14 protein-coding genes are annotated in these 11958 nt (G+C 55.0%); 1 reads left to right on the top strand and 13 read right to left on the bottom strand.

Annotated features, from left to right (window positions below; translation table 11 throughout):
* Positions 1–109 precede the first annotated feature (109 nt).
* The 11 genes from AC0T4W_RS00730 to AC0T4W_RS00780 form a co-directional block, all read right to left on the bottom strand.
* Complete coding sequence (locus tag AC0T4W_RS00730; RefSeq protein WP_476314774.1) at positions 110–1912, bottom strand: type IV secretory system conjugative DNA transfer family protein; 1803 nt, start codon at positions 1910–1912, stop codon at positions 110–112.
* Positions 1902–3503, bottom strand: coding sequence for a DEAD/DEAH box helicase family protein (locus tag AC0T4W_RS00735; RefSeq protein ID WP_476314777.1), 1602 nt, complete (start codon positions 3501–3503; stop codon positions 1902–1904). The genes AC0T4W_RS00730 and AC0T4W_RS00735 overlap by 11 nt, the downstream gene beginning before the upstream one ends.
* Positions 3504–3591: 88 nt before the next feature.
* Positions 3592–4347, bottom strand: coding sequence for an IS21-like element helper ATPase IstB (gene istB, locus AC0T4W_RS00740; RefSeq protein ID WP_476314780.1), 756 nt, complete (start codon positions 4345–4347; stop codon positions 3592–3594).
* 16 nt (positions 4348–4363) lie between these two features.
* Positions 4364–5884, bottom strand: coding sequence for an IS21 family transposase (gene istA, locus AC0T4W_RS00745; RefSeq protein ID WP_476314783.1), 1521 nt, complete (start codon positions 5882–5884; stop codon positions 4364–4366).
* A gap of 185 nt (positions 5885–6069) precedes the next feature.
* Entirely contained in the window at positions 6070–6705 is a 636-nt protein-coding gene (locus AC0T4W_RS00750; protein ID WP_476314786.1) for a hypothetical protein, read from the bottom strand.
* Positions 6702–7187, bottom strand: a complete 486-nt coding sequence (locus tag AC0T4W_RS00755; protein WP_476314789.1) for a hypothetical protein — start codon at positions 7185–7187, stop codon at positions 6702–6704. Before AC0T4W_RS00755 ends, AC0T4W_RS00750 begins: the two co-directional genes overlap by 4 nt.
* 383 nt (positions 7188–7570) lie before the next feature.
* Positions 7571–7720: a hypothetical protein gene (locus AC0T4W_RS00760; RefSeq protein ID WP_476314792.1), complete on the bottom strand. Its 150-nt coding sequence runs from the start codon at positions 7718–7720 to the stop codon at positions 7571–7573.
* 159 nt (positions 7721–7879) lie between these two features.
* Entirely contained in the window at positions 7880–8239 is a 360-nt protein-coding gene (locus AC0T4W_RS00765) for a hypothetical protein (RefSeq protein ID WP_476314795.1), read from the bottom strand.
* 312 nt (positions 8240–8551) lie between these two features.
* Positions 8552–8824, bottom strand: coding sequence for an HU family DNA-binding protein (locus AC0T4W_RS00770; RefSeq protein WP_476314798.1), 273 nt, complete (start codon positions 8822–8824; stop codon positions 8552–8554).
* A 96-nt stretch (positions 8825–8920) separates the two neighbouring features.
* Entirely contained in the window at positions 8921–9262 is a 342-nt protein-coding gene (locus AC0T4W_RS00775) for a hypothetical protein (protein WP_476314801.1), read from the bottom strand.
* An 11-nt stretch (positions 9263–9273) separates the two neighbouring features.
* Positions 9274–9621: a hypothetical protein gene (locus AC0T4W_RS00780; protein ID WP_476314804.1), complete on the bottom strand. Its 348-nt coding sequence runs from the start codon at positions 9619–9621 to the stop codon at positions 9274–9276.
* A 157-nt stretch (positions 9622–9778) separates the two neighbouring features.
* On the opposite strand from AC0T4W_RS00780, the gene AC0T4W_RS00785 reads away from it, so the two are divergent.
* Positions 9779–10195, top strand: a complete 417-nt coding sequence (locus tag AC0T4W_RS00785; RefSeq protein WP_476314807.1) for a TraR/DksA family transcriptional regulator — start codon at positions 9779–9781, stop codon at positions 10193–10195.
* Between the two features lie 149 nt (positions 10196–10344).
* On the opposite strand, the gene AC0T4W_RS00790 is transcribed toward AC0T4W_RS00785, so the two are convergent.
* A complete protein-coding gene (locus tag AC0T4W_RS00790) occupies positions 10345–11235 on the bottom strand; it encodes a hypothetical protein (protein WP_476314810.1) in 891 nt (296 codons plus the stop codon).
* A 280-nt stretch (positions 11236–11515) separates the two neighbouring features.
* Positions 11516–11842, bottom strand: a complete 327-nt coding sequence (locus AC0T4W_RS00795; RefSeq protein WP_476314813.1) for a DUF805 domain-containing protein — start codon at positions 11840–11842, stop codon at positions 11516–11518.
* Positions 11843–11958: the final 116 nt, after the last annotated feature.

The raw sequence follows: 11958 nt of genomic DNA on the forward strand, positions 1-11958 counted from the left end.
TTCCAAAACCAGTCGGCAACCCCGGCGAGGTCGTAGTCCCAGTTGCGTAGCTTCTCAGTCCAGTTCACGAAATTTGCTCCAAAGTTTTCGCATGCGAAAAGGTCGAGGGTTATACCTTCGACATCATCGAGACGTTTTTCTCGTACAGGGCGTCCCAGGCATTGATGCCCTGGCGGCCACGGCTATTTCGACGTACAAGTCTCATCTGTGAAAAATGGGTGTTTGGGAACGTGTTTCGTACAAGCGGCATACGAACTCTATAGGTGCCTGATTTAGCCACGATGATCCCATCGCCTTGATCAAGCGTTGAGAAGTCCTCGGGTTGGAGGATTTCCTCGCGTGTTGCTTTGGTGCTCTCACTTGAGCTGAGGCCTTCGCTGTCTGTTGAAAGCACACCAGACGCCTCTGAGCCGTGGCTTGACCCGTGGCTTGTGCCGCTAGCTTCGGATACGAATTGCCGCACCATGGTCCCTGCCAACTTGACCGCAAACTCCCGTGTCTTTGTGTCACGGACATCGCAGTAAAGATGCGTCCAGCAGTTACCCAAGACTTTCTCAACGAATGTGGCGTCCACCGCCTCAAGGAAGCTCACGCCCTGGAAGGCAATAATTATCGGGACGTTAGCGCTTCGAGCTAACTGGAAGAGACTGGTCTGGGTATCGTCCATGAATGAAGGGTATTCGTCGAAGATCGCTGGATTGATCATCAGCGGCTTGCTTTTCTCTAGTTGGATTTCACCAACCGCACGAGCCAAATCACTGATGAAAAGCTTGCCGAAAAGCTCAACGCCGTCCTTATCCGCAAGTGAAGACATCGATAGAACAACGACTTGGTTTCCGAGGATCGCTTCCTTGATATCAACATCAGGGTTGTAGGTGTTCACAATGCGTGCGTACTCGGAATGAGCGAATGCGCTTAGCTTTGCAATGAGGCCCTGGAGCAGCGTTTTGAAGTTGCTATAGTTCCACGAGTCTTTTACATCGTCACGCCAGAACCGCAGATAACTGTACAGCCACTGTTTGCCATCTAGGTGTGAGGAAGAATCGTTGTCTTTGATGGCCTTAATATATTTAAGTAGCAGGTCGAAGTCTGATAGGACCGCAATAATATCTTTAATGTGGAATGCTGGTTCGCCGGGCTGCAATTTCAGCGTAAGAATTGCAGCAGTTAAACTGTATCGGGCTACGTCATTCCAGAATTCCTCTGTTGAATTCGCCTGGATTTTCATAGCTGTTGATATAGTTGCACGCACCCCACCAGAGAAAAATGGGTTGTAAGTGTGGCTAATCTCTGGGAACTCAAAGTTGATCAGTCTGAATTCATCAAGGCGACCGGCTGCTTCCATCATTCCGTAGATGGAACCGGATAGGTCTGAGTCTGATTTGGCTTCAACCAGAATTAAGCCTGCGCCTTTTTTTATTTGCTGCTGGATGATACTTAAAATCAGTTCGGTTTTGCCGGTCCCCGTGGCTGCTAGAAGCGCCACGTGCCTGGTCATGATGTCGTCCGTAAGCATGAACGGTATCATCGACGGGTATGCGTCAATCAACGCTCCCCGCACATCGTCAGCCGTGGCTGTGCCGCGTGTATTGGCAATTTGATCAATGCCATCCTTCCATTCAGACCACGGCATTACCTTGCCAAAGAAAGTGCTCCGTCTAAGGTCGCAGTCTGCAAGTTCTTCTTCCGTGTAATTTGTATCCCAAACGATTGGCCGATTGTTCTCGGCCATCTTTTGTTCAATACCGAGGCAATAGATAGCTGTGGCAATGGCTATTGCTGCTGGCAAGTACATAGGGACGAATGGAATTGCGGCACCAAACATTGCCAGCCCAATACCGAGGTTGTGCTTACGCATCAACTCAAGGTTTGCCTTCTTCTGTGCTTCTCGGCGTGCTGACTTAATCGACATCTAAAGAAATCCAATTCGAAAGTTTCGATCGGGCCCGACTACGGGGTCTGTCCTTGAATCCTTCACCTAAACCATCAATTTCCCCAGCGATAACTAATGAGGTTTTCGTCGAGTTAAGTAGGGTGGATATCAATTCCTGATTTATCAGGTTGTGGTGCTCTTTCAGAACAATAAGAATTACGAAGTCATAAATCCGCCCTCGAATAAACTTCGGGGCTATTACAGTTGCTGGAAAGACATCGATTCTGTTGTCGATATACAGGTTGAAAGTTCCACGATTTTTTGAGCGAAGCTTAATTGTGCTTGTTGTTATTTCTTCGGGCGTGAATATTGAGAACGCGGGGTGGTCTGTGCCTGCTATAGGTTGTCGAATTACGACGGGAAGCCCCGCAGTGAACTGCTTTCCTTGGAATGACACCGGCTCCGATTCACCAATAATTCCTTCGGCCAGCACAGGTGCCATCCAGTTGGAAATGTCGTGAATGGGGTCATTAGCACGCGGGCTTGGCGTGACGACCCTTATATCCTCAAACGGAGCAATACCGGTTTTTGAGGCCAAGCCCTTAATGAGTTCGGCGACTGCATGGGGCAAGTCGTCACGAGCAATGTTCAGCCATGACAGTGGTTCAGATGGATTGAAGTTGTCGAGCTTAGGCTGTAGCCGCCCACTCCAGATTTGACTGCAAGCTAACCGAGCGTCTGTTCGGGCCGGGAGCCAGAAACTCGCTTGGAAGCACTTGATGTCACGTACCTTGACCATTTCCTCAAAGGGTTGGCCTACGGTTAGTGCTGGCAGGTCTTTTGGGCATCCCAGTATGAAGAGCCGGCCGTTGTCCGGCATTGCCTCCATGATGTGCGTCATCTCTTCAACACCTAAGGCGTCGGCTGCAATCAAGACCAGTACCTCGGTTTCGATTGGGCTTTCTGCTCGCTGTAATGGCACTCCCGAGTCCGGATCGAGGCCTACCAGCGCTGCATATGTCACTACAGAAGCGCCACCCGCCAGAGTTCCTGCAATTTGATCAGCCATTTCGCAGGTGTAAGTCGAGAACACAACGTCTGTTCCGTACCCCTCCAGGATGAGTTCGATTGCTCGGGCGATCGTCATCTGGTCCGCTAGTGTTTCGCACTGAACCAGGCCAAATCGCTCCCCCAGCAGCATCCTTAGACCTGCCGATATCTGTCGCGCCGGCGCCGCACCAAGCTTTAGTGGACGCAGCAATTTGAGGGCCATTTCATCTGTTGGAACGATGTCATCCATATCGTCGCTGTTGAGGTGCGACCACTGAACTGCCAGATCAATTAGCTTTCTTTCGGCCGTGCGCAGGCTCATAAGCTGTGCGCGTCCGTCTTCTACTGCGATCACTCTGGAGAGGCTGAGATTGGTTACCGCCTCTTTGATATGTAGGAGGACTGCTTCTCGCTCTATGCCAAGCAGCTTTGTGCAGGAATCGACCATGGGCCGACCTTCAACGTAGCTATGGCCCTGCCATGCTTCTCTACGCAGCGTTGCAATCACAGCCCCCTTGATAGCCGACAATGAGGTATTAGGAACCCCAAGCCGCTTCCCTAAATGCGGATTCCACGCCATTCGGACACTCAGCCCACGCTGATCCGGACACCTGTTCCACGGTCATCCGGACAGGCAGTCGGAGCGCAGCGACGCAGGATATGCATTGTTAGTCTGAGGTGCCCGGCGTCGTCAATTTCTTCGCCCGCCTGCGCATCGACTCTCCCTTCAGGTTGATCCGGTAGGCGTTGTGCACCAGGCGGTCGAGGATGGCGTCGGCCAGGGTCGGATCGCCGATCAGTTCGTGCCAGTTGTCCACCGGCATCTGACTGGTCACGATGGTTGAGCGTTGGCCGTAGCGGTCGTCCAGCAGCTCCAGCATGTCGCGGCGCTGTTCGGTGGTGAACGGTGCCAGGCCCCAGTCATCGAGGATCAGCAGGTCGGTCTTGGCGTAGCTGCTCATCAGCTTGACGAAGCGGCCGTCGCCATGTGCCAGGCCCAGTTCTTCCAGCAGCCGTGGCAGGCGCAGATAGCGCACGCTGCAGCCGTCCCGGCAGGCCTGGTGGGCCAGGGCGCAGGCCAGCCAGGTTTTGCCGACGCCGGTGGGGCCGCCGATGATCAGGTTGAGGCCGTCGCGCAGCCACTGGCCGCTGCGCAGTTGCAGGATCAGCGCCTTGTCCAGCCCGCGCGGGGCGCGGTAGTCGATGTCTTCGAGGCAGGCGTTGTGCTTGAGCCGGGCCTGGCGTAGGCGGTTGCTCAGGCGCTTGTCGTCGCGCTCGGTCAGCTCGCGATCGACCAACAGGCCGAGGCGTTCTTCGAAGCTCAGGCTGTCGATGTCGGGTGTTTTCAGTTGCTCGGCGAGGGCTTTGAGCATGCCGTGCAGGCGCAGGGTTTGCAGCTTGTCCAGGGTCGGGTGAGGCAGCATGGTGGGATTCCTTTGTTCAGTGGTAGTAGCCGGGGCCGCGCAGGTTGGCGTGGTCGTCCGGTAGTAGGGGTAGGTTCTGTTGAGCCAGCGGCAGGTTTTCCAGGCCTTGGCGCAGAATCGATTCGAGGCTTTTGTAGCTACAGGCACCGAGGCTTAGGGCGCGCTGGCAGGCGGCTTCCAGCCGTTCTTCGCCGTGGTGCTTGCCCAGGCGCAGGATGCCCAGGCAAGCGCGGTAGCCATGCTGCGGATGCACGCGCCGTTCGAGGATGTGGCTGATTACGCCGGCGGTGTTCGGGCCGGTCTGCTCGGCCCAGCGGATAAGCCGTTGAGGCGTCCACTCGGCATGCTCGCGATGGCTCTTGGGCATGTGCTCGGTCTGCGTGCTGTGCCGGCCTTTGTGCAGGGAGCGTACGTGGCTGGCCACCCGCTGGTTGGCGTGGAAGCACTCCACGGTGCGGGCCGTCAGGCGCACCTCCAGCTGCTTCTTCACCAGCTGGTAGGGCACCGAGTAGTAATGCCCGTCAACCTCGACGTGGTAGTCGATGTGCACCCGCGCCTTCTTCCACTCGGCATAGACGTAGGGCTGCTCCGGCAACGGGCGCAGAGCCGGGCGATCCAGGCTGGCGAAGGCCGACTGCCGGGAGCCCGGCAGCTTCTTGAACGGCCGTTGGTTGAGCCGCTCCAGCAGCACGGCGATGGCCGTGTTGAGCTCGTCCAGGGAGAAGAACTGGCGATGGCGCAAGGCGGCGAGGATCCAGCGCTCGACCACCTGCACGCCGACCTCGGCCTTGGCCTTGTCGCGGGGCTTACGCGCCCGCGCCGGCACCACCGCCACGCCATAGTGCTCGGCCAAGTCGCGGTAGCTGGGGTTGATGTCCGGTTCGTAGCGATGGGCCTTGCTCACCGCACTGCGCAGGTTGTCCGGCACCACGATCTCCGGCACCCCGCCGAGGAAGGCGAAGCAACGGGCATGGGAGCCCAGCCAGTCGGGCAACTGCTGCGACCAGGTGGCCTCGGCGAAGGTGTAGCTGGAGGCACCGAGCACCGCGACGAACACCTGCGCCTGACGAATCTCGCCGCTGTGACGGTCGATCACCGGCACCGTCTGGCCGGCATAGTCGACAAACAGCTTCTCGCCGACGCGATGCTCCTGGCGCATCACCACATCCAGTTTGCCCTGCCAGGCCCGGTAGTGGTCGCAGAACCAGCTGTACTGGAAGCCCTGTGGCTGGCCCAGCCGATACTCCTGCCAGAGCAGTGCCAGGGTCACGCCTGGTCGGCGCAGCTCGGCATGCACCCAGGCCCAGTCGGGAGTTGGTCGTTGCTCAGAGGGTACCGCCGGCGGTGGCGGGAACAGGCGCCGCTCCAGCTCTGCGTCGGACAACTCAGTAGGGAGCGGCCAGGAGAGGCCGCAGGCCGTGAATCGGCAAAGGTAATCACCGGCACTGCTGTGACCTATGCCCAGACTGCGGGAGATCTTACGGACAGACAGCCCGCAATCGAACTTGAGGCGCAACACTTCACGGATTTTACGCATGGATAAACGCTCCACGACGACCTCTCTGCTTCGAAAAAGAGGCCAATGGTAGTGAATAAATCCTGCGTAGCTGCCTGCCAGAAAGTGTCCGGATGGCTGTGGAATCAGTGTCCGGATGCTCGTGGAATGGGTGTCCGGATCAGCGTGGAATCACTGTCCGGATGTGCGTGGAATGGGTGTCCGAGTCAGCGCGGAATCCGCATCCCTAAACTCAAAGCCGACTGGAAAAGCATGTCGTCAAAATGGGTGTAGAGCAGATATGGGTCTTCTTTGATCAGGGTATTGAGGTCAACTGAATATCCCAGCGACCTTTGCAACTTGCTGAGTTTGTCGGGGTGAATGCCTTCGATATCTACTTTTGCCATCGCGAGACGGCTAGAACGCAATTCGATCCACCCCTTATGCAGCCGCTCTATATCCCTGTCTGGGATGTCCGCCTCGAAAAGCCGCTCTGGGTTTTTTTCCAAAATATCGATGGTGTGGTCGCCAAAATGAGCGACCACCTTCACCGTTGAACTGCGCTGGGCGCCTGTGAGAGATGCTAGATATCCAGGGAGCGAGCTCGTAGCTTTTGGTGGCATCGAGGTGAATTGAGTAACGTCGAAGTCAGCGCCCTGGATGTCAGGCTTCCGCTGTCCATAGAGGATAAAATCCTCATAAAGGATGGTGTCACCGAAATTGCCGGTGGCGGCAAAGTCAGACCCGTCAGGGCGCAGGAATCGCCCAATCACCCATGGTCCAGATGGTGACCTGAACTCGATATCGACCAGAGTCGCCTCTTCGCGACTAGTCCCTTGTGGATTAGTCAGAAGGGCACTCATGTGTTGCCGAACATCTTGCCGCTTGCAATTCGTTGTTCTGCTGCGTGTATGCGAGAGAACGCCTTCTGTACCTGTTTTGTTGCCTCTGCCCTCACAGCTGGGGTGTCTCGGTGCACCGTGGGATACAGATCAAGCAGGCCGAGCAAAATGTCGTAATCAACCAATAGATTGACTGCTGGCATCACCAGCTTCGAGTAGTGCTTTTGCGGGTCAAGAGCGGGTGTCGGGTCTAGCCCTTTAAACAGATTTTCCCCGTTGACGAATAGGAACGGCCTTAGCAGCTGGAGCAACCGGTTGTGGGCAACGTCAATCGAGCTCATAAATTGAGCCGCAATAGTCCGTTGGTCGCCAGGCGTGCGCGAAGAGCTGATCAGCTTGGTTCCTTTGCCAAGGAACACTGGCAGCAGCGGGCGGGCGGATTGCCCAACGCTATAGGAGTGATCGAGGAACGCCTTGGCCTCGTCAGTGTGAATCAGTTGCATGAAGCTACCTCTACGGATCATCACAGTAATAGTGATTCGAGGTGCCTCATTTTCGAGGTGTTTTGTTTGTTCTTTGAAAAAAAACCTCAAGGAATCATTTTGCTTAGCTCTTGGCGAGAGTGTTGGCTGGTAGTTGAATCTTTGCAGGGTGGGTGTGGTGGAACGCTTCGCGGATCAGAATGAAAAAGCCCTGCCAAGGCAGGGCTTTTTGTACACGGCGAGGATCAGCCCGCGAGGGCATCCTTCAATAAGCATTAGAAAAGTGTTTCAAAATCAAGCGTGCTCGGATAAGCCTTTAAAAACATGCGCTTACGAATCACCGTCCACTGCCACTGGCCACACCGTTTCAGACCACCTAGGGGAGTCCGCAGAATTCGGAGAAATTATGCAGGGTCGTTGGCGGGAGGTAAGGGCGAGGTGAACGCCTGTTGCACCAAGTCGGCAAACGCGGCGCTGTCGTCGGCGCTCAGCACTCCAGCCGCCTCCAGCTCTAACAGGCGCCCATGCAACACGCCTTGCCACCATATGCGCATGTCCGCCTGCGGTTCCTTCACCGCGCGGGCTAAGACCGCGTGCAGTTCAGCTAGCTTGTGCACCTTCAAAGCGGCTGGCGTCTCATTTGGGCACATGGGATCGGGTTCCTGGTCGTTCGCGAGCGCGATACCCAGATGCGCTCCGCATCCCTCAAGCAGCTAGAGAATGGTTTCGGCCTTGATCTTGGTGGCCAACGCCAAAACCAGATCGATTGCAGAGTACGACTTGGCAATTTGTTCCGCGAGCCTATCGATCTCTCGATGCTGGGCGGGCGAAGGGGAGCACTTCTGTTGCCAATACCCGAGCTGTAGGTCATAGACCGGCATCATCTGCTTCGTTTCAGCGAACACCTTCAGGACGTGTTCGATTGTCCGATCATCCATCGAACCAGGTTTATCGTGTGCCTGCTGGAGGGCAAAGCACTGGTCTTCAAGCGTTTTTAGCTGTCCGTCGATGACTTCCGATATGACCTGGAGCGCGGCAAGCGGCTGGAGATTCGGTAGGCGTTGGTTACTCATAGCGTCCCCTGTCCGTTTTGTAGCATCTGGCAGCGACAGATGTGTGGGACTCAGCGTAGCAGGGCTCTCAATCAGGTTGCGAATGCTCAAGTCTTGCGCGCCATCGTGGAGATGGTATCGGTCAGGATACTGGCTGGACTGACCAGGAAGAAGGGCGTCAGAAATGAAACGCGATCATTTCAGTACGATCACGGTTTGTCTTGATAGAGGAATGAAACACCGTTTCAGGATTTTTAATTCGGACGGAAAATGAAAAGCCCCGATTGACGGGGCTTTTCACGACTTATCCACAGATAATGAAACAGATACTACCTAATTTACGGCATCTTTGAGGCCTTTCCCCGGCTTGAAGCCGGGAATTTTGGCAGATTTGATCTCGATGGGCTTGCCGGTTTGTGGGTTCCGGCCGGTTCGAGCGGCACGCTCTTTGACCACAAATGTGCCGAAGCCAACCAGCACCACAGAGTCGCCTGCTTTCAAAGCGCCAGTCACCGACTCAATAACAGCATCCAGTGCTCGGCCCGCCGTGGATTTCGGGATATCAGCAGTTGCAGCGATGGAGTCAATCAGTTCCGATTTGTTCATTCGTCTCTACCTACAGGGATTAGGGTTTGTCGCTTTCGCTGAGGCCAGTATAACGGCCGACTTTTCTGTTCCAACTGGTTGGGGTGTTAAATCGGGTCAGATAAAAAGCGTGAGGATGTTGGCTACGAAGTGGCCAACAACAAAGGCAAGTAGGCCGACCCGCACAGCGAGCATGTTGTGCGCCACCGTGCCCTTAGATATCGCCGTGTATACGACCAGCGCCCAGATCAGCAGCAGGAGAAAACTCGCAGCCTGGCCGCTAAAGAGAATATCAGCGGCACTATCTCCATTCTTAGCTGTATTGAAGAAAGAGCCTACTGTAGAGACCAGCACCAAACCCAGAACCGCAATGATTAAGAAGTTTCGGCCGGGCAGGGCCAGCCGGCCAATTTTATACATGCCTGGCTTTTGCGTTGATTCGTGCTTGGTAGTTTCCATGGGATTGGCCCTCAGTTAACCAGGGTTAGTGCTTTCAAGGCAGCAGCTGACTCACATGCCTTGACTATGTTCTCAGGGAGCTCTTCCACAGACCCAGATACCACAAGCGCCTCAGCCGTTCGTGTAATGGCCTTGTAAAAGCAATCGCGCAACTGAGCCTCGGTAACAGTGCTTGAGGTCAACCCGGCAGGAACAGGAATTAGCAGGCCGTTCTCGTAAATCCGGAACTCCCAGTCAGTAGCTTCCTTACCTGTGAGGCGGGAAACCTGGAAGGCCATTTGATCGAGAAGGCTGTTGGCGCCTTGCCCGTAAGCGTTCACCAGGGAGGTTTGGTCTGCGTTGATAGTGGTGTGCTGCATGGGAGCTCCTATTGTGTCACCACTACGGTAACGCTCTGAAATGCTCATTCAAGGGTAAGCCTAGGTTCTTGCCGTGCACTTTTGCATGCCTAACGAGTTGAAACCGAGCTCGCGACCGTTAAATTGGGCAGCTTACCGCTACTAGACGCGAGCACCTATGCTTACCGAGATCGAACTAAAAGCCCAGCCTGAAAAAAACTACATGGATGATGCTCAGCTTGAGTTCTTCCGTGATCGGCTCGAAAAGCGCAGAGCCGAAATTGCAGCCCGAATCAGCAATTATGGCAAAAGCATGAAGGAGGGGACTCGTTCGGCTGATGAGTCTGATTCAGCGAGTATTGAAGAGCAGAGGACAATCAGTCTCAATATGCTCAGCCGGGATCGTGAGACCCTGACTCGTGTTGTCAAAGCACTAGACCTGATCCGCACAGGTGACGGCTATGGCTTTGACGTGGTAACGGGAGAGCCGATCGGCATCAACCGTTTGCTGATCAGTCCCGAAACTCTCTACAGCATCGAAACGATGATCGCGCAGGAGGCGCGGATGAAGCACCATGGACGTGCTTTCGGTTAGCCGACCATTACAAATGAACAGGGGCTTGCCCCTGTTTTTTTATACTTGTGTACTGGGCTAAGCCTCTCTAGGAATTCCGGAACGATGCGTGGTACAGACAACAAAAACCCCGCTCTAGGCGGGGTTTGTTTTGTCAGATGAAATCACTCTCAAACGACTGAAACGCGACCCCAGCCACTGCCCTCGTAGGTAATGACTGTAGCGGCTTTCCCAGCTGCCGGTCTGCTTGGGTTCGCCAGGTCTTCTTTCGCGTTTGCGAACCGCCTGGCCATGATTAACTCCAGGTCTTGGACTTCTGGCGACATTATCGATCCAGATGCCATCGCCTCTACCAGCATGCTTGCGGCGTTTTCGTAGCCTTGCCGGAGTGGCAGCATCCAGCAGTTACCGTCCGAAACCACAATTCCGAAAACCGAAGTGGAACCATCCTTTGTGGTTTTAACCATGGGTTCGGAGAACAGCACCACCAGAGGGCTGGGGCTCCCAGATTGTTGTTGGCGAGCCCAGTCCGTAAGAACCTGCATTGAGTGGTCGTAATGACTCTCGGGGTTGCTTGTTAACCCGGTATAGAAAACGGGGATTGTTCCGAGCTCTGGATCGAGAATGCTCCCAAGCGAGTCAGCTGGAACGAAGGTAGGAACTGACCACAGGTCATCTGCATCTATCGCGAAAGGCCATCCCAGGTGCTGGAACATTGCGAGGTAAACCTGCGGGTCTGTGTAAGCCTGCTCGCGAGTAAATGCCTGGTCGGTTCCCGGTAACCTTCTCAGGTTCGCCTCATCTAACGCTTCAAGAATCGCTGGCAAGTTTGAACTCGGGGTTTCACCGGGTCCATATAGTGCGCCATCGTGAGCTGGTGAAACGCGAATGGTCGTGTCAGCTCCTACCGGGTTACTCCACAGGAAGTAATCGGCGTAAGCAGGTTTTACCCCGAACTCTCGAATCAAGATGTCGCGATGCTTCTTGTGGGTTGCCAGCCGCTCAGATGGTGCAATGCTGAAAACCTCGAATCCCGAGGTTGGTTCGCAGTTTTCAACCATTAGCTGCCAGTGGCTCCAGCCAGAAAGTCGAAGGAGCGCTTCGCGAGCGCGCGGCCGCATGGCTGGTAGAAATGTCACAAGGCACCTGACCCATTCCAAGCAGTAATTTTCGGAGTGCAAGGTCTGGGGCGGTACAAAAATAGGGGATGGTGATATCACAGATCATTCCATGTCAGCAGTCTGGAGGTGCAATGCACCATGGCCAGGTACTTCTAACGGGTTAGAATTGTGTTTCAACCCCGGAAGCCTGGTTTCAGAAAGCCGAACGCAGCAGCGCCGGCTATTCCTGAGGCGGACCAAAGCGGTTTGTGGCCGGGTAGCTACGGACAAGGGTTGTGCACGCTGCTATGAACGGACCCAAGAATGGTACGAGCAGAAAGACCCACAGCCAGTGCTTGGAGCGGTCGCAGTCGTTAAGCCGTTGAGCCAGCATCAAGAGAGTCACAACGAAGAAGACGGCCATGGCCACTTCATTCAGGACTGGCACCTGGGATACAGCCAGAGTGACTAGACCGTTGACTGCAAAGCAGACCAAGAATGCTTTGGTGTTTATCCGCTGGTTGTAATACCCGCAACGGCGCATGGATTTGATGTAGGTGGTGATCATGGTCTAGCCCTTTGTGAAATGCTTTCCTACCGATATAACGTCCGAGGTTTGGGATTCAACATCAAGCCAGGCGGCTTTAAAGCCAACTTTTGTGATTGAGGGGGCTTGATTTCCCA

The organism is Pseudomonas sp. C7.1, assembly GCF_056312395.1.